We start from the raw sequence: 17,353 nt of genomic DNA, 5'->3' as shown, positions 1-17,353 counted from the left end.
ACGGCCGCGCCTTTGCTGCCCCTGCACGACCGCCGCGATGGCCACGTCAGCCTTTCATATGCACTGCTCTGTGTTTTGCGGCAGATCGCAGCGATCATCGATCACGGTCGCCGGATGGGGAAAATCTATCCTTGGTAGCAAAATACCAGACGCACAACATTCCCGACGCTGTGTGTCTTTGCTGCGCTTGACAGTATGTGTCCTAACATTTCATTTCTTGGCCACAAGTGTGGCGTGAATTTTTTGCTGCTTAATCCAGTTCGTATCTGACCTCCGCTTTCATTATTGGGGAATGCAATGGCTTGCCTTGCGAGAACGATGTTTGCTGCGCCGAAGTCGCGGCGCTGGCTGACCCTCTCGGTTCTTCTTGCGGGCACCATGTTGAGCACCCAGGCCCTGGCGATCGATGTCGCCAACCAGACCGACTGGAATACGGCGGTGGCAGCGGTCGCGGCCGCCGGCGCCAACTCGACCGTCACCATCAACATCACCAGCGGCTTCACGCTGTCGAGCTCGCTTGCGCAACTGCAGGCCGCCAACAGCAACGTCACGGTGAACATCACCGGCAACGGCCAGACGATCAACGGCGCCTCCTCGTTTCAGGGCATCGTCGTCAACGGTGCCAACGCGCCGACCGTGAACATCTCCAGCCTGGCGATCACCAACACGGCCGCGATCGGCGGCAACGGCCAGAACGGCCAGAACGGCTATTATAGCGGCGGTCTGGCCTATGGCTCCGGCGGCGGCGGCGGTGGCGGTCTCGGTGCCGGCGGCGGCCTGCTGGTCGGCAGCGGCGCCAACGTCACGATCGCCGCGGTGACCTTCACCAGCAACAGCGCCACCGGTGGCGCCGGCGGCAATGGCGGCAGCGCACAGAATGCGGCGGCCGACCCGGTGAATGGCGGCAACGGCGGCGCGGGCGGTGCCGCGAACAACGGCGGTGCCAGCGGCGGCGGCGGCGCGGGCGGCACCGGCGGACATACCGGCACGCAAGGCACGGCCGGCACCGCGGGCGCCGCGCTCGGCGACGGCGGCGGTGGCGGCGGCGGCTCAGGCACCACCAACAGCAACACCTACACCAACAACAATCCGGGCGGCACCGGCAACGCCAATGGCGGCAACGGCGGCACCGGCGGCGACGGCGCGACGAATGCCAGCGGCGCGGGCGGGCCTGGGCCCGGCTCCGACGGCGGCGCCGGCGGCAATGGCGGCGCAGCCAATGGCGGCGCCATCTATGTCGCCACCGGCGGCACGCTGACGATTCTCGACTCGCCGATTTCGGGCAACACCGTCACCGGTGGCGCCGCCGGCACCCCCGGCATCGGCATCGGGCCAAGCGCCATCAACGGGTTTTCGGCAGCGGCCGGTGCAGCGCAGGGCGCCGGCATCTTCCTGAGCGGCGTGACGGCCAATATCAGCGTGTCCGGCGGCACCGTGACCTACGGCGACTCCATCGGCGGCACCGGACTGACGACCGGCGGCGTCAACACGGCGATCAACAAGACCGGCATCGGCACGTTGGTGCTGTCGGCGACCAATACGTTCACCGGCAACGTCAACATCAGCGCCGGCACGCTCTCGGTCGGCGCCACCGCCAATCTCGGCAACGTCGCCAACGACGTGATCATTTCCAATGGCGGCACTTTGGCGGTCACCGGCACGACGACGTTCGCCAACGGCCGCGACTTCAAGATTGCCGGGCTGTCGACGATCGACGTAGCCGGCGCGACCACGACCACGTTGCAAGGCATCGTCGGCGACGGCGCCTCCGCCGGCACCCTGGTGAAGGCGGGCGGCGGCATCCTGCTGCTCTCGGGCACCAACACCTACACCGGCGCGACCAATGTCGACGCCGGTACGCTGCGCGCGGGCTCGGCCGGCGCGTTCGGCGCCAGCACGGTGTTCAGCGTGCTGTCCGGCGCCACGCTGGATCTCAACGGCTTCAACAAGACGTTCGGCACGCTGAGCGGAGATGGCACCGTCACCGGCGCCAACGCGACGATCTCAGGTTCGTTCGCGCCGGGCAACGGCACCCCGGCGTCCTCCATGGCTATCGTCGGCAACCTCGCGTTCCAGTCGGGCGCGCAATACCTGGTGCAGGTGAATCCGAGCACGGCGTCGTTCGCCACCGTCACCGGCACTGCGACGCTCGGGGGCGCCGCCGTCACCGCGACCTTCGCAAACGGCAGCTACATCTCCAAGCAATACACCATTCTCACCGCCACCGGCGGCGTCAGCGGCACCTTCGGCGGCGTCACCAACACCAACCTGCCGGCGGGCTTCAGCGCGACGTTGAGCTACGACGCCAACAACGCCTTCCTCAATCTGACGATGGGCTCGTCGGGGAACATCAACCAGCAGAACGTCAGCAACGCGCTCAGCAACTACTTCAACACGAACGGCAGCATTCCCGTCGTCTTCACCGGGCTGACGCCAGCGGGGCTGACGCAGATCTCGGGCGAGACCGCGACCGGCTCGCAACAGACGACGTTCAATGCGATGACGCAATTCATGGGCGTCATGACCGATCCGTTCATCGGCGGCCGCGGCGACCAGGGCTCTGCGCCCAGCGGCGCGATCGGCTACGCGGAGGAGACGCTCGCTTTTGCGTCCAAGCGCAATCCGAACGACGCGCTGGCCGCGATCTACACCAAGGCGCCGGCCGCGCCCGTGGTCAGGCCGGGCTGGAGCGTGTGGGCAGCCGGCTTCGGCGGCTCGCAGACCACCGATGGCAACACCGCGCTCGGGTCCAACAATACCACCAGCAACATCTACGGCACGGCCGTCGGCGCCGACTACCGCTTCTCGCCGTCCACGATCGCCGGGTTCTCGATGGCCGGCGGCGGCACCACGTTCAGCGTCGCCAATGGCGGCAGCGGCCGGTCCGACCTGTTCCAGGCCGGCGCCTTCGTCCGGCACACGGTCGGCCCGGCCTATATCTCCGCGGCATTGGCCTATGGCTGGCAGAACATCACCACCAACCGCACCGTGACGGTGGCCGGCGTCGACCAGCTGCGCGCCAACTTCGACGCCAACACCTTTGCCGGCCGGGTCGAGGGCGGCTATCGCTTCGTGTCGCCCTGGATGGGGTTCGGGATCACGCCCTACGCCGCGGCGCAGTTCACGACGTTCAGCCTGCCGGGCTATGCGGAGAATGCGGTCTCCGGCGCCAATACCTTCGCGCTACGCTTTGGATCGCAGAACGTCACCGATACGCGGTCGGAACTGGGCCTGCGCACCGACAAGGCCTATGCGCTGGCTGATGGCGTTTTCACGCTGCGCAGCCGCTTCGCCTGGGCCTATGACTTCAACCCCAGCCGGTCGGCCGGGGCCACGTTCCAGACCCTTCCGGGCGCATCCTTCGTCGTCAACGGCGCGCGGCAGGCGCAGAATTCAGCGCTGACCACGGTCTCCGCTGAAATGAAGTGGCGGAATGGCTGGTCGGCCGCCGCGAGCTTCGAGGGCGAGTTCTCGGATGTGACCCGCAGCTACGCCGGCAAGGGCATCGTGCGCTACACGTGGTGACGCGCGGAGCTCCGCGCGGCACATCCGCGCGGCGCCCCGATCACCCGACGGTCAGGTCATCGCGCTCGGATGCAGCACCGGCGCATAGCCCGCCTGGATCGCGCGCAGCGTCGAGGGCGGGGTCAGCAGCAACGCGTCGGTGATCCCTGCGCGTGGCGCGTCATAGCCCGCCGCCGACCAGGGCAGCGCCCTGCCTTTTCGGATCAGAAAGCTCTCCTCGCCTGCCTGCACCATGGCCCCGTCAGGCAAGGCGGCGAGCGGCGTCGGCAGCGGATGCAGGCGCTTGCGACCGCGATCGAGGCGCTCGCGATGGAGCACGCGATCAATCTCGGAGATGCGCAGAGCCCCGACGCCGTTGCCCTCTTGCCATGCGGCGCGAAACCTCTTGGCGTCGTCGCGCCGGCAATAGAAGCAGGGGCGATGGCCGGCGGCGAGCGCGGTCGCCTCGTCAAGGAAGAACAGCTCGGTCCAGCTTTGCGTTGCCATGACCTTTCGGCGCTTGCCGCGAAACTCGCACAGGCAGACCAGCCAGGCGGGGCTCGACCAGCGCTTCCGCAACAGCGTCTTCGTCGCGGGGTCGTGGATGATGCCGCGATTTCCGGTGAAGAGGCCGCGATGCGGCGCGGCGACGATATCGCCCATCGGCGTGACGCGGTTCTGCAGCGGCATGGCGAGCCTTCGGCTGGCGAATAGCGAATGGGGAGTAGCGAATAGCGAACGCCTCGCCCACCCGAATTCCCTATTCGCTACTCCCTATTCGCCACTCTCCGGGCTTACGCCGCCCCGTCGCGCAGTGGCGGCGCGAACGACAGCGCGGTGTCCCAGGGGAAGAAGATCCAGGTGTCCTGCGACACCTCGGTGATGAAGGTGTCGACCAGCGGTCGGCCCTTCGGCTTGGCATAGACGGTGGCGAAATGGGCGTCGGGGAGGATCTCGCGGACCATGCGTCCGGTCTTGCCGGTGTCGACGAGATCATCGACGATCAGGAGCCCCTTGCCGGTGCCGCCGCCGAGTTGCGCCGTGTCGGCCGAGATGCCCTTCAGGACCTGCAGCTCGCCCTGCTTGGTGTGGTCATAGCTCGCGATGCAGATCGTATCGATGACGCGCACGCCAAGCTCGCGCGCCACGATCGCCGCCGGCACCAGTCCGCCGCGGGTGATGGCCACGACGGCATGAAACGGCCCGATCTCGTTCAGCCGCCAGGTCAGCGCCCGGCAATCGCGATGAAACTGGTCCCAGGACACCGGGAAGGCCCGGCCCGCGCGCTCCTCTGCACTCAAAGTCTTGTCTGGCATCTCATCTCGTCCGTGAGTTCTCGACAGCTGCACCTGCTTTAGCGCGTCACGTCGAGCCCGGCGAGCATCTCCTTCACGGCCGCCATCGCGGCCGACAGCTTGTCCTGGTCGCGCGAGCGCACGACGAGATGCGTGTTCGGCTTCTGGTCCTCGTCGATGAAGGGATAGCTGCCGATGATGGTGTCCGGATGCGCCTTGGCGATCTCGCGCAGGGGGCCGCCGATGTCGCCCTCGCGGGCATTGGCGCGCACGGTCTCCGACAGCATGCGCACGCCCGATTTCAGCTTCGGCGCAACGATGTCCATCATCGCCTGCATGATCGACGGCACGCCGGCCATGACGATGACGTTGCCGAGCTTGAAGCCGGGCGCCAGGATGGTGGCGCTCTGGATCAGCTCGGCGCCGTCGGGGATGCGCGCCATGCGCAGCCGCGCCTCGTTGAGCTCCTGCTCGCTCCAGCGCTCGCGGAAGCGCGCCACCACCTCGGGATGGTGGTCGATGCCGACGCCGAACGCCTTGGCGATCGCATCCGCGGTGATGTCGTCATGGGTCGGACCGATGCCGCCGGTCGTGAACACATAGGTGTAGCGGTGCCGCAGCGCATCGAGCGCCGCGATGATGTCCGGCTCGTCGTCCGAGACCACCCGGACCTCCTTGAGGTCGATGCCCAGATTGGTCAGGTATTCGGCGATGAAGCCGATGTTCTTGTCCTTGGTGCGGCCGGACAGGATCTCGTCGCCGATGACCAGCAACCCCGCGGTGACGATCTCGCTCATGGTTTCTCCTCGCATCTGTCGTCTCTTTTGGCCCGCCACGGCGCCAATGTCATCCGGAACGTCGCAGTCTATGCCGCGGATTTGAGCACCACGCAGCCGGTTTTTCGGGCACGGCCTTCGCACCCCCCACGAAATGCCGCAGGAGAATGCATATCGCGCTGGCCCGCCCCTTGCTACCATCCCGAGGAGTCATGCAGTGTATGGCGAGGCTGGGACACACGGGCATCTATGGCAGTTGCGTTCGACGAAATGAACGGGCCGGGCGGCGAGGTCCGTCAGGCTTATCAGGAGCTGTCGCGGTGGCTGAAGGAAACGCCGCCGGAGGCGCTGGAGTATCGCCGCCACGAGGCGGAGCTGCTGTTCCGGCGAATCGGCATCACCTTCGCGGTCTACGGCGAGGCGGAGGCGCAGGAGCGGCTGATCCCGTTCGACGTCATCCCGCGCATCCTCTCGGGCAAGGAATGGACCCTGCTGGAGAAGGGACTGAAGCAGCGCGTCAAGGCGCTGAACATGTTCCTGCGCGACATCTATCATGGCCGGGACATCCTCCGCGCCAACGTCATCCCGGATGACTTGATCTTCCAGAACCCGGTGTTCCGCCCGGAGATGAACGGCCAGGACGTGCCGCACGACGTCTACGTCCATATCGCCGGCATCGACATCGTCCGTGTCGACGCCAACGACTTCATCGTGCTCGAGGACAACGCGCGCACGCCGTCGGGCGTGTCCTACATGCTGGAAAACCGCGAGATCATGATGCGGCTGTTTCCGGACCTGTTCGCGCGCCACCGCGTCGCACCGGTCGAGCGCTATCCGGACGAATTGCTGTCGGCGTTGCGCTCGGTGGCGCCGCTCAGCGCCTCGGCCGAGCCGACGGTGGCGCTGATGACACCGGGCATCTACAACTCCGCCTATTACGAGCACTCGTTCCTGGCCGACAAGCTCGGCATCGAGCTGGTCGAGGGCCGCGACCTCATCGTCAAGAACGACGAGGTGTTCATGCGCACCACCGAGGGGCTGAAGCGGGTCGACGTGATCTACCGCCGCGTCGACGACGACTTCCTCGACCCCCTCACCTTCCGCCCGGACTCGGCGCTCGGCGTGCCCGGCCTGATGTCGGCCTATGTCGCCGGCAACGTGACGCTCGCCAACGCGGTCGGCACCGGCATCGCCGACGACAAGGCGATCTACTCCTACATGCCCGATGTCGTGAAGTTCTATCTCGGCGAGGAGCCGATCCTGAAGAACGTGCAGACCTGGCGCTGCCGCGAGCCGCAGGATCTGTCCTACGTGCTCGACCATCTCGGCGAGCTCGTCGTCAAGGAGGTGCACGGCTCGGGCGGCTACGGCATGCTGATCGGCCCGGCCGCGACCAAGGCGACCATCGAGGCGTTCCGCGACAAGCTGAAGCGCGAGCCGGAGGGCTTCATCGCGCAGCCGACGCTGGCGCTCTCGACCTGCCCCACCTGCGTCGCGTCTGGCCTGGCGCCGCGCCATGTCGATTTGCGCCCGTTCGTGCTGACGGGACGCGACCGCACCACCATCGTACCCGGCGGCCTCACCCGCGTGGCGCTGAAGGAAGGCTCGCTGGTGGTGAATTCCAGCCAGGGCGGCGGCACCAAGGACACATGGGTGCTGGATGAGTAAGCCTCGCCGCCCTCGCTTCACGCGCTTCGTTCCCGTGCATGCCTTCCCCGTCGCAGGGGCGGGTTCACATCGCACCTCATAGATTGCCCATGCTGTCGCGCACCGCCGAAAACCTGTACTGGCTGGCCCGCTACGTCGAGCGCGCCGAGTACCTCGCCCGCACCATCGACGCCACCCTGCGCGTCACGGCGCTTCCCGCGGCCTATATCGGCAAGACCAATGAGTGGGAATCGGCGCTGATGACCGCCGGCGTCAATGTCAGCTTCTACGAGCATTACTCCGAGGCCAACGAGCAGAACGTCGTCGAATATCTCTCGTTCAACCAGTCGAACCCATCCTCGATCAAGAACTGCATCGAGGCCGCCCGCCTCAACGCCCGCTCGGTGCGGACAGCGCTCACATCGGAGATGTGGGACACCCTCAACGGCTCCTGGATCGAGCTCCAGGAGGTCTGGAGCAAGGGCACCAAGACGCGCGAGGAGCTGGCGCGCTTCCTGCGCTTCGTGCAGGAGACCTCGCTGCGCTTCGACGGCTCGGCCTACCGGACCATGCTGCGCAACGACGCCTACTGGTTCTCGCGGCTCGGGCTGCATCTGGAGCGCGCCGACAACACCGCCCGCATTCTCGACGTCAAATATCACGTGCTGCTACCCGAGGAGGAGCACGTCGGCGGTCCGCTCGACTACTACCAGTGGACCTCGATCCTGCGTTCGGTCTCGGCGCTGACGGCCTATCACTGGGTCTATCGCGAGACGCTGAAGCCCTGGCTGATCGCGGACCTGCTGATCCTCAACGACACGCTGCCGCGCTCGCTGGCAAGCTGCTACGGCAACCTCGTCCGCAATCTCGACCAGATCGGCGTCGCCTATGGCCGCCAGGGGGCCGCGCAGCGCCATGCCCGCGGCGTCCGCAACCGGCTCGACCACTCCAACATGGACGACATTTTCCAGCGCGGCGTGCACGAGTTCATCCAGGAGTTCATCGCCGACAATTCACGGCTCGGAGAGATCATCACCAAGCAGTATCTGATCTGAGCGCCTGGAGCGCGGCGAATACGGCGATGGGCGGCCGTCGGACTGTGACTGCGAGACCACGTCCGGCACCCGGCCCCTACCCTCCGCCCGAGGGATCCTCCTTCCCCCTTTCAGGGAGAGGTGAAACGAGCTACCGCGGACAGTACATCTGACGAAGACTGGTCGACCGCCATGCGCCTGCGTATCTCCCATTCCACCACCTACCGCTACGAGCCGGCGGCGACCGGCGCGATCCAGATCATCCGCATGACGCCCGGCAGCAATGACGGCCAATATGTGGCGGAGTGGCAGATCGACGTGTCGACCGATTCCCGCCTCGACATGCACGAGGACGCATTCGGCAACATCACCCACGTGATCACGCATGGCGCGCTCGAGGACCTCACGATCACCGCCGAAGGACTGGTCGAGACCCACGACACCGGCGGCGTGCTGAAGGGAGCGGACGAACGCTTCCCGCCCAGCTTCTTCCTCCGGCAGACGCCGCTCACGGCCGCAAATGCGGCCATGGCCGCCGTCGTGCGCGATCTGCGCGCGGAGTCGGAGAGCGACGTACTCGGCCTCCTGCACACGCTGATGATGCAGGTCTACGAGCACATGACCTTCGACGAGGATCCGACCCACAGCGGCACCTCGGCAGCGGAAGCCTTCGTGCTGAAGCGCGGCGTCTGCCAGGACTATGCGCATATCTTCATCGCCTGCGCGCGCGCCGCCGGCATTCCCGCGCGTTTCGTATCCGGCCACTTCCTGCGTTCCGATGGTGCAGTGCACCAGGAGGCCGGCCATGCCTGGGCGGAAGCCTATGTACCGGATCTCGGCTGGGTCGGTTTCGATGCCGCCAACTGCATCTGCACCACCGACGCTCATGTCCGGGTCGCGATCGGGCTCGATTATCTCGGTGCGGCGCCGGTGCGCGGCACACGCTATGGCGGCGGCACCGAGACGCTCACCGTGAAAGTGAAGGTCGAGCAGGTCGGCCGCGGCGGTCCGTCGCAATCCCAGTCGCAGCGGCAGTCCTGAATTCTGGAACGCGCGCTCCACCCATGGTGTCGTTCCGGGGCGCGCGAAGCGCGAGCCCGGAATCCATCGGGTGGCAGAATGCACGGAGGGATGGATTCCGGGCTCGTCGCTTCGCTCCGCCCCGGAATGACGACCTTTTGTGGAGCGACCACTCATCCCGGCTTCGACATTGGCGGGGGTGGACGGGAGGCCGATTTTCGCTAGTAATTCGCGCAAAGGCTCGAGGGGACTGAGATGACTTATTGCTGCGGAATTCTGGTGCGTGACGGCCTCGTCATGATCGCGGACACCCGAACCAATGCCGGTCTCGACAACGTCTCGACCTTCCGCAAGCTGCACATCTTCTCCAATCCGGGCGAGCGCATCGTGGCGGTCGCCAGCGCCGGCAATCTCGCCATTAGCCAATCCGTGCTGTCGACCTTGACCGAAGGGATGGAAGACCCCGACACCGGCGAGGTCGAGACCCTGATGAACGCGCCGACGATGTTTCAGGCCGCACAGCGCATCGGCAAGGCGATCCGCATGGTGCACGCCACCGAAGGCCCGGCGCTGAAGGCCGAAGACATCTCGTTCGACGTCTCCTTCCTGTTCGGCGGCCAGATCAAGGGCTCGCGGATGCGGCTGTTCATGGTCTACACCGCCGGCAACTTCATCGAATGCACCACCGACACGCCCTATCTGCAGATCGGCGAGCACAAATACGGCAAGCCGGTGCTCGACCGCGCCATGCATTACGACGTCGAGCTCTACGAGGCGCTGAAGACGGGCCTGATCTCGATGGACTCGACGATGCGCTCCAATCTCGGCGTCGGCCTGCCGATCGACGTCCTGGTCGTGCGCGCGGAGGCCTGCGAGGCAGACCTCAATCATCGCATCGAGGCCGGCGAGCCCTATTTCCACGATCTCCGCTCGCGCTGGTCGGCGGCCCTGCGCGCTGCGCATAACAACATTCCAAGGCCGCCCTATAAGACTCAGAGCGAGTCAAAACACTGAAACTGCAAAACACTTGAACTGAAGGTGAGGAAACATGGCTGAAGCGGCAAAGAAGATCGCGCTGGTGACAGGCGCAGGCACGGGGGTCGGCCGCGCCGCATCGCTCGCGTTGATGAACTCCGGCTTCACCGTGGTGCTGGCCGGCCGCCGCAAGGAGATGCTGGAGGAGACCGCCAAGCTCGGCCCAGCCGGCATGAGCCTCCCCGTCTCCGCCGATATGATGGACCCCGCCTCGATCGCGACGCTGTTCGACACCGTGAAGTCGACCTACGGCCGGCTCGACGTGCTGTTCAACAATGCCGGCATGGGCGCGCCACCGGTGCCATTCGAGGACCTCACCCTGCAGCAATGGCAGTCGGTGGTGGCGACCAACCTCACTGCGCCGTTCCTGTGCACGCAGCACGCCTTCCGCATCATGAAGGATCAATCGCCGCGCGGCGGCCGCATCATCAACAACGGCTCGATCTCGGCGCACGCGCCGCGGCCGTTCTCCTCGCCCTACACCTCGACGAAGCACGCGATCACGGGTCTGACGAAAGCGTCGAACCTCGACGGCCGCGCCTATGACATCGCGGTCGGCCAGATCGACATCGGCAACGCCGAGACGCCGATGACCGAGCGCATGGTCGGCGGCGTGCTGCAGCCCGACGGCCGCATGATGCCGGAGCCGCGCATGGACGTGAAGGCCGTCGGCGACGCCGTCGCCTACATGGCCGGCCTGCCGCTCGACGCCAACGTCCTGTTCATCACGGTGATGGCGACGAAGATGCCGTTCGTGGGACGGGGGTGATCACTTCTTTCAGATCGCGCTCCCTGCTCTCTCCACTCGTCATTCCGGGGCGCGCGAAGTGCGAGCCCGGAATCCATAGCCACACGCGGTGGTGTGGCGCGAGATGGATGTGGCATTTATCTTCGTCACACGACGTCTCATGGTGATGGATTCCGGGCTCATCGCTGCGCGATGCCCCGGAATGACGGAGAGAGCGCGGCCGGCTCGCCCTACTCCAACCGCTCCACCTTCCGCAGCTCGGGAAACAGCTTCATCCACGCCAGCGCGATCGCGATGGTGCCGACGCCGCCGAGGATGGCGGCGGGCATGGCCCCTAACAGCGCGGCGGTGACGCCGCTCTCGAACTGGCCGAGCTGGTTGGAGGCGTTGATGAACAGGAAGTTCACCGCGCCGACGCGACCGCGCATCTCGTTGGGCGTGGCGAGCTGAACGAGAGAAAAGCGGATCACGACGCTGACGGTGTCGGCGGCGCCGAGAACGGCGAGCGCAGCGACCGAGATCCACATCACATGCGAGACGGCGAACACGACCGTCGCCGCACCGAACACGATGACCGCCTGGAACATGCGCAGGCCGACGCGCCGCCGAATGGTGTAGCGCGCCAGCACCGCCGTCATCGCCAGCGCGCCGACCGCGGGCGCGGCGCGCAGCACGCCGAGCCCGAACGGCCCGGTGTCGAGAATATCGCGCGCGTAGATCGGCAGCAGCGCAGTGACGCCGCCGAGCAGCACCGCGAACAGATCGAGCGAGATGGTGCCGAGGATCGCCGGATTGGCGCGGATGAAGCGGACGCCGGCGAACAGATCGTCCTTGCTGCCCTCGAGCCGCTCGGCCGGCACGTCATCAGGCACCTGCATCAGGCCGGTCAGGGCCATGCCTCCGATCCAGAACAGCATCATGATGCCGTAGGGCACACCGGGCGCGACCGCATAGGCGAAGCCGCCGATCGCAGGCCCCGCGATGGTCGCGAGCTGCGCTGCACCGCTGGACAGCGCGCTGGCCCGCTGCAAGGTGCCGGACGGCGCGATCAGCGGCAGCAGCGCCGCCGTGGCCGGGCTTTCGAAGGCGCCGGCAATGCCGAGCACGAAGACGGCCGCGAACAGCTGGAATTCGCCGAGCTGACCGGCGTAAGCGCCCCAGCACAGATAGAGCGCCGTCAGCGCCTCGACGAGCTGACAGAGCTGCACGACGCGCTTGCGCTGGAATCGGTCGGCGGCGCTGCCGGCGACGAACACCAGCAGTGCCGTTGGCAGGAACTGGATCAGCCCGACCATGCCGAGATCGAAGGCGCGCCCGGTCAGATCGTAGATCTGCCAGCCGATCGCCACCGCCGCGATCTGGCTCGCAAAGCGCGACAAGCTGCGGGACGACAGGAAGAACAGGAACGCGCTTTGCTTCAAGAGATCGCGCGCGCCGATCGGGACGGTGGACGACATGATGGCGACTGCGTGACGCAGCCCTCACTGCTTGTCAATCGCGGGCCCCGCATGGCCGTGCGGCATTGCACGCGGCAGTTCCCTGCGCCCATAATGAAACGGGGTTCGGGGGATCTGATGCTTCAGCTGCAATCGGCGTTCGGGATAATCGCACTGCTCGCGATCGCATGGGCGCTCAGTGAAAACCGGCGCGCGGTGTCGTTGAAACAGGCCGGGCTCGGGCTGGTGGTGACGCTCGTGACGGCCATCGTCCTGCTCAAGGTGCCTGCGGTCGCCCGCGCGTTCGGCGCCATCAACGACGTCGTGGGCGCCATCTCGTCGGCCTCCCGGGCCGGCACCTCCTTCGTCTTCGGCTATGTCGGCGGCGGCGACCTGCCCTTCGAGCTGAAGGCGCCCGGTGCCGATTTCGTGCTCGCCTTCCAGGCGCTGCCGATCGTGCTGGTCATGAGCGTGCTCACGACGCTGTTGTTCTACTGGCGCGTGCTGCCGCCCTTGGTGCGCGGCATGGCCTGGCTGCTGGAGCGCACCCTCGGCGTCGGCGGCGCGGTCGGCCTGTCGACCGCCGCGAATGTCTTCCTCGGCATGGTCGAAGCGCCGCTGTTCATCCGGCCGTATCTGGCGCAGATGACGCGCAGTGAATTGTTTCTCGTCATGACCGGCGGCATGGCCGGCATCGCCGGCACCGTGCTGGTGCTCTACGCCACGCTGCTGGCGCCACTGATCCCGGATGCCGCCGCGCATTTCGTCATCGCCTCGGTGCTCGGCGCGCCGGCCTCGATCCTGGTCAGCCTGATCATGGTGCCGGAGACGTCGAAGCAGCTCACAGGCGGCGCGCTCGGCGATCCCGGGACCGAGGCCACCTCGACCATGGACGCGATCGTCAAGGGCACCAGCGCCGGGCTCGAACTCTTGATGAACATCGTGGCGCTGCTGCTGGTGCTGGTCGCGCTGGTGCATCTCGCCAACGCGATCCTGTCGCTCTTGCCCGCCATCGGCGGCGCCGACATCTCGCTGCAGCGGCTGCTCGGCCTCGTGATGGCGCCGGTGTGCTGGCTGATGGGCCTGCCGTGGTCGGAGGCCGTCACCGCCGGCAGCCTGATGGGCACCAAGACGGTGCTGAACGAGCTGATCGCCTATGTCGAGCTGGCCAAGCTCGACGCAGGCGCGCTCGATCCGCGCGCGCGGCTGATCATGCTGTACGCGATGTGCGGCTTCGCCAACTTCGCCAGCCTCGGCATCATGATCGGCGGCCTCGGCACCATGGCGCCGACCCGGCGCGACGAGATCAACGCGCTCGGGCTGAAATCAATCGTCTCCGGCACCCTCACCACCTGCCTGATGGGCGCGATCGTCGGCGTGCTGACGTGAGCTGAGCTCGGTCGTCTTCGGGAGAAGCAGCGGCGCGATCCGGGCCATCACGAGCTGCGAGCCCGCCGCCGTGAGATGCGCGTGGTCGAAGGACAGCGGGACGTCGCCGACCGTGAGCGGACAGCGGCCGCTCTCGCAGACCGCCGACAGGATCGAGACGTAGGAAAAGCCCTCGTCGCTCGGCAGCGCCGCCTGCATGGCCGCATCCAGCGCGAAGATGTCCGAGCGGACGAAAGCCACGGGATCCGGAGTCGCGCCGCGCAAGGTGGCGCGCGCCAGCATCGACGGCAGTCGCGCGCGAAATTGCACGGAGGGGCCGAGCAGCACCACTGGAATGCCGGCGTCACTGAGCCGAGACAGGGCCGACCTGAGGTCGCGCACCATTCCGGCAAAGCGCGGCGACCGGGCATCTTCGAGCCAATCGGCTGACATCACCACCAGGTCGGGCCGGTGTGCCGCGAAGTAGTCGCGCATCTGGGCCGCCAGCGCGCGGCAGGCGGCCACGCCCTGCGTCTCCGCGCTGAAGGTCGGCATGCAGGTGGGCTGGCTCGCCTGCATGATGTTGACGGTGTCCGGATCGAGCTCGGCCTTGAGGCCGTGATAGTAGTGCGCGGCAAAGCTGTCGCCCCACAGCAGCAAGTTGGTCTTGCCAGGCACTGGACGGAGACAATCCTCGGGCACGCGCCCGTCCGGCGTCGTGAAGCAGGTGCCGTAGCGATAGACCGGCTTCATGTCGTAGGCGTTGTAGGCGTCCAGCCGCTGCGCCGCGCGGTCGGCGTCCGACACGGCGCCGGCGCGCAACAGACCCACGCCGCTGCCGGCCAGCAGCAGCAGGCTTGCCAGCGCCGCAAGACCGAAGGCCGCGCGCGGGGTCACTGCGAGTTTGCGATGGCGGAACGGCTGCTCGATGAAGCGCCAGGACAGCGTGGCGACTGCGACCGTGAGCGCGAACAACGCCACCCGCTCCCAGCCGTCGAGTGCGAGGCCGGGTTTGGCGAAGCGCGCGAAGGCGAACAACGGCCAGTGCCACAGATACAACGAATAGGAAATGCGGCCGAAGAACGCCGCCACGCCGAGCGGCGATAGCGGGCTACGCGGCACGTTGGCCACGCCGGCGCCGCTCCACAGGAACAGCGCGGCACCGAGGCATGGCGCCAGCGCGTCGACGCCGGGGAAACCCGGTCCGGGGCGCAGCGCCAGAATCGGCACCGCCATCAGCAGCAGCGACAGCGCGCGGGCGCCGCGCCGGGCGACACCAGGCCGCGGTGCGGGAAGGCCGGATATCGCGACCAGGCTGCCGAGCAGGAATTCCCAGGCGCGCGGCGGGCTGAGGAAGAATGCGCTCGCGGACGCGCCCTCGCGCATCAGCAGCAAACCGAGCGCGAACGAGCCGGCAGCCAGCAGCGCCAGCGTGAAAGTCAGCGCCAGCCTGCGGCCGCGCGCTATCAGCAACACGGCCCAGACCACGATCGGCAGCACCAGATAGAACTGCTCCTCGACCGCGAGCGACCAGGCGTGCAGCAGCGGCTTCTCCACCGCGGCGTGGTCGAAATAGCCCGACTGCTGCCAGAAGAAGACGTTCGAAGTGAAGGTGACGACGGCGGCCGCGGAACGGAAGAATTCGGCGCGCTCGGAGCCCAGCATGTCCTGCGACGCCGGGAGCGCCGCGAACGCCACCATGGCGTAGAGCGCCGGCAGCAGCCGCCGCACCCTCCGCTCGTAGAATTGCACGAACGAGAAGCGGCCCGCCCCGATCTCCGCGGCGATGATGCCGGTGATCAGGTAGCCGGAGATGACGAAGAAGATGTCGACGCCGACGAAGCCGCCGAAGATCGCCGGCGCCTCGAAATGGAATGCGACGACGGAGAGCACCGCGATGGCGCGCAGCCAGTCGATGTCCTCGCGATGTCCTACACCCGAAGCCGAGCCGGCGCCCGCGCTGGCGAAGCGGGGCTGCATCGATGCGCGCGTGCGAGGCGCGCGCGGGATCGTGGGAGCGAACTGGACGACGAAGCGCGGCAACGGGACGGGTACGCCTTTACGCAAGCCCGCGGCGAACACCTCTTACGGATTCGTCGCCGGCCCATCCGTCCCAGTGACGCGAGACCGGATGTCAACACACACGCGCGATGGGACCGCCGTCCATCGCACGCGAATGTTTCCATCCATTTCTGTCGGCTTTACGTCGACAGTTCGACGGTTTTGAAGTCGGCCGGCAGGATCACTTCCAGCAGCTCGACGTCGTCGGAATAGTCGAGGATCATGTGCCGGATCTTCGGCGGCTGGGTCCAGCAACTGCCCTCCTGCATCAGCGTCTCGCCGACGCCTTCGAGGTAGCTCTTCACCCAGCCCTTGAGCACATAGACCATCTGGAAGTCGACCGCATGGGTGTGCAGCTTGGAGACTTCCTGCGGATTGCACGGCGGCAGCATGCGGATGACATGCGCACGCGCCAAACCGCGCGTCGCGTCGGCGATGCCGAGGTCGCGGTAAACAGCATAGGCGCGCAGGCCGTCGGCCTTGAAGTCCTCCTCGCGGTGATGGCTGATCGCGACCTTCTGTTTGCGGCGGCGCGGCGCCGGCGCTGGTCGCCCCTTGCTCGCCAGCGCCTTGCGCGCCGAGGGCGCAGCCGCCCGGCCCGGCTTGGCGGGCGTCTTCGCCAGCGGCTTGGCGCTAGTTCTCGTAACGGCCTTCGCCGTCGCCTTGCTGCTCTTGCCGGTCTTCAGCGCCGCTGACTTGGCGGCGGCGCGTGATGCGGGCTTGGTCGTCCGGCTCTTGGTGGCCATGGTGCTCTCCCTGCGTATCCTCGTCGCGAGGGTAGCACATATTGGAGAGTCCCAGCAGCCGCTCCAACAAAGGTCGTCATTCCGGGGCGTGCGAAGCACGAGCCCGGAATCCATTCCTCCGCGCGTTCTGCCGCCCGATGGATTCCGGGCTCGCGCTTCGCGCGCCCCGGAATCTCATGAGGCGGCAGCGGTGGCTGTCAGCCTCAATGCAGCCGGAAGACGCCGTCGACGGCGCGCAGCTCGGCCGGCTTGATCAGCTTGGAATGCGCCACCGTGACCGAATACAGCGGACCCTCGATCTTCTCCTGCCAGAACGCCAGGAAGTCCTGCAGCGCCGGGAATTTCGGAAACAGGTCGTAGTTCTGCCAGACATAGGTCTGCAGCAGCGAGCGATGGTCCGGCATCCGATACAGGATCTGCGCCGTCGTCAGCCCGTAACCCAGCACCTGTTTCCGAAAGTCCTCGGAAACCTCAACCTTCGACACCATGCCAACCTCCGTTTCTGGAGCGCATGTCCGTGTGGCCATCCGGGATGGAGCCACCCGGCAAAGATGCGCTCACTGCCTAGAAATGTGACGCATGTCCTCAACCCATCTCAAGCTTAAATGTTTAACGACATGTTGAAAAATGCTGCATTAGCAGCCACTTAGCCCAGGTGCTAATACGGGGTTTCACGGTCCGTT

At 66.7% G+C, this 17,353-nt stretch carries 14 protein-coding genes; 7 read left to right on the top strand and 7 right to left on the bottom strand.

What is annotated here, in order from left to right:
- The first annotated feature begins 318 nt into the window (after positions 1-318).
- Positions 319-3,525 (top strand): autotransporter domain-containing protein, encoded by a 3,207-nt coding sequence (locus QW887_RS13075; RefSeq protein WP_316185308.1) that lies wholly within the window; start codon positions 319-321, stop codon positions 3,523-3,525.
- A 51-nt stretch (positions 3,526-3,576) separates the two neighbouring features.
- Here QW887_RS13075 and QW887_RS13070 read toward each other — a convergent pair whose 3' ends face one another.
- The 3 genes from QW887_RS13070 to QW887_RS13060 all read right to left on the bottom strand — a co-directional run bounded on the left by QW887_RS13070 (position 3,577) and on the right by QW887_RS13060 (position 5,596).
- Positions 3,577-4,194, bottom strand: a complete 618-nt coding sequence (locus tag QW887_RS13070; protein WP_316185307.1) for a hypothetical protein — start codon at positions 4,192-4,194, stop codon at positions 3,577-3,579.
- A 104-nt stretch (positions 4,195-4,298) separates the two neighbouring features.
- Entirely contained in the window at positions 4,299-4,820 is a 522-nt protein-coding gene (gene gpt, locus QW887_RS13065) for a xanthine phosphoribosyltransferase (protein ID WP_315714724.1), read from the bottom strand.
- Positions 4,821-4,858: 38 nt separating this feature from the next.
- Positions 4,859-5,596, bottom strand: coding sequence for a competence/damage-inducible protein A (locus QW887_RS13060; RefSeq protein WP_316175562.1), 738 nt, complete (start codon positions 5,594-5,596; stop codon positions 4,859-4,861).
- Positions 5,597-5,824: 228 nt separating this feature from the next.
- On the opposite strand from QW887_RS13060, the gene QW887_RS13055 reads away from it, so the two are divergent.
- From QW887_RS13055 to QW887_RS13035, 5 genes are all read left to right on the top strand, one after another.
- Complete coding sequence (locus QW887_RS13055) at positions 5,825-7,243, top strand: circularly permuted type 2 ATP-grasp protein (protein WP_315714726.1); 1,419 nt, start codon at positions 5,825-5,827, stop codon at positions 7,241-7,243.
- A gap of 89 nt (positions 7,244-7,332) precedes the next feature.
- A complete protein-coding gene (locus QW887_RS13050; protein ID WP_315714727.1) occupies positions 7,333-8,277 on the top strand; it encodes an alpha-E domain-containing protein in 945 nt (314 codons plus the stop codon).
- A gap of 171 nt (positions 8,278-8,448) precedes the next feature.
- A complete protein-coding gene (locus QW887_RS13045) occupies positions 8,449-9,297 on the top strand; it encodes a transglutaminase family protein (RefSeq protein WP_315826251.1) in 849 nt (282 codons plus the stop codon).
- Between the two features lie 234 nt (positions 9,298-9,531).
- Positions 9,532-10,290, top strand: a complete 759-nt coding sequence (locus QW887_RS13040) for a peptidase (protein ID WP_315714729.1) — start codon at positions 9,532-9,534, stop codon at positions 10,288-10,290.
- 34 nt (positions 10,291-10,324) lie between these two features.
- Positions 10,325-11,080 carry an SDR family oxidoreductase gene (locus QW887_RS13035; protein ID WP_316185305.1) on the top strand — a complete coding sequence of 252 codons (756 nt, stop codon included), beginning with the start codon at positions 10,325-10,327 and terminating at the stop codon, positions 11,078-11,080.
- A 209-nt stretch (positions 11,081-11,289) separates the two neighbouring features.
- On the opposite strand, the gene QW887_RS13030 is transcribed toward QW887_RS13035, so the two are convergent.
- On the bottom strand, positions 11,290-12,516 hold the full coding sequence (locus tag QW887_RS13030; protein ID WP_315749409.1) for an MFS transporter: 1,227 nt from the start codon (positions 12,514-12,516) through the stop codon (positions 11,290-11,292).
- 117 nt (positions 12,517-12,633) lie between these two features.
- Here QW887_RS13030 and QW887_RS13025 point away from each other — a divergent pair, with 117 nt between their 5' ends.
- Positions 12,634-13,884 (top strand): NupC/NupG family nucleoside CNT transporter, encoded by a 1,251-nt coding sequence (locus tag QW887_RS13025; RefSeq protein ID WP_316194598.1) that lies wholly within the window; start codon positions 12,634-12,636, stop codon positions 13,882-13,884.
- Here the strand turns inward: QW887_RS13025 and QW887_RS13020 are convergent.
- The 3 genes from QW887_RS13020 to QW887_RS13010 all read right to left on the bottom strand — a co-directional run bounded on the left by QW887_RS13020 (position 13,822) and on the right by QW887_RS13010 (position 17,158).
- Positions 13,822-15,843, bottom strand: a complete 2,022-nt coding sequence (locus QW887_RS13020; RefSeq protein ID WP_316194597.1) for an acyltransferase family protein — start codon at positions 15,841-15,843, stop codon at positions 13,822-13,824. The genes QW887_RS13025 and QW887_RS13020 overlap by 63 nt on opposite strands.
- Positions 15,844-16,064: 221 nt before the next feature.
- On the bottom strand, positions 16,065-16,670 hold the full coding sequence (locus tag QW887_RS13015) for a cupin (protein WP_316194596.1): 606 nt from the start codon (positions 16,668-16,670) through the stop codon (positions 16,065-16,067).
- Positions 16,671-16,873: 203 nt separating this feature from the next.
- A complete protein-coding gene (locus QW887_RS13010; protein WP_315714735.1) occupies positions 16,874-17,158 on the bottom strand; it encodes an usg protein in 285 nt (94 codons plus the stop codon).
- Between the last annotated feature and the right edge of the window lie 195 nt (positions 17,159-17,353).

It is taken from the genome of Bradyrhizobium sp. SZCCHNRI3052, from assembly GCF_032484895.1.
GTDB lineage: Bacteria > Pseudomonadota > Alphaproteobacteria > Rhizobiales > Xanthobacteraceae > Bradyrhizobium.
The sequence above is the reverse complement of the archived record's forward strand: the minus strand, read 5'-3'. Positions and strand labels throughout refer to the sequence as shown.

Bases quoted from the DNA above. Each gene is read 5' to 3' on its own strand.
- QW887_RS13075 (WP_316185308.1), top strand. From the start codon at position 319: ATGTTTGCTGCGCCGAAGTCGCGGCGCTGGCTGACCCTCTCGGTTCTT.
- QW887_RS13040 (WP_315714729.1), top strand. From the start codon at position 9,532: ATGACTTATTGCTGCGGAATTCTGGTGCGTGACGGCCTCGTCATGATC.
- QW887_RS13060 (WP_316175562.1), bottom strand. From the start codon at position 5,596: ATGAGCGAGATCGTCACCGCGGGGTTGCTGGTCATCGGCGACGAGATC.
- QW887_RS13010 (WP_315714735.1), bottom strand. From the start codon at position 17,158: ATGGTGTCGAAGGTTGAGGTTTCCGAGGACTTTCGGAAACAGGTGCTG.
- QW887_RS13015 (WP_316194596.1), bottom strand. From the start codon at position 16,670: ATGGCCACCAAGAGCCGGACGACCAAGCCCGCATCACGCGCCGCCGCC.
- QW887_RS13035 (WP_316185305.1), top strand. From the start codon at position 10,325: ATGGCTGAAGCGGCAAAGAAGATCGCGCTGGTGACAGGCGCAGGCACG.
- QW887_RS13055 (WP_315714726.1), top strand. From the start codon at position 5,825: ATGGCAGTTGCGTTCGACGAAATGAACGGGCCGGGCGGCGAGGTCCGT.
- gpt (WP_315714724.1), bottom strand. From the start codon at position 4,820: ATGCCAGACAAGACTTTGAGTGCAGAGGAGCGCGCGGGCCGGGCCTTC.
- QW887_RS13030 (WP_315749409.1), bottom strand. From the start codon at position 12,516: ATGTCGTCCACCGTCCCGATCGGCGCGCGCGATCTCTTGAAGCAAAGC.
- QW887_RS13050 (WP_315714727.1), top strand. From the start codon at position 7,333: ATGCTGTCGCGCACCGCCGAAAACCTGTACTGGCTGGCCCGCTACGTC.
- QW887_RS13070 (WP_316185307.1), bottom strand. From the start codon at position 4,194: ATGCCGCTGCAGAACCGCGTCACGCCGATGGGCGATATCGTCGCCGCG.
- QW887_RS13025 (WP_316194598.1), top strand. From the start codon at position 12,634: ATGCTTCAGCTGCAATCGGCGTTCGGGATAATCGCACTGCTCGCGATC.
- QW887_RS13045 (WP_315826251.1), top strand. From the start codon at position 8,449: ATGCGCCTGCGTATCTCCCATTCCACCACCTACCGCTACGAGCCGGCG.
- QW887_RS13020 (WP_316194597.1), bottom strand. From the start codon at position 15,843: ATGCAGCCCCGCTTCGCCAGCGCGGGCGCCGGCTCGGCTTCGGGTGTA.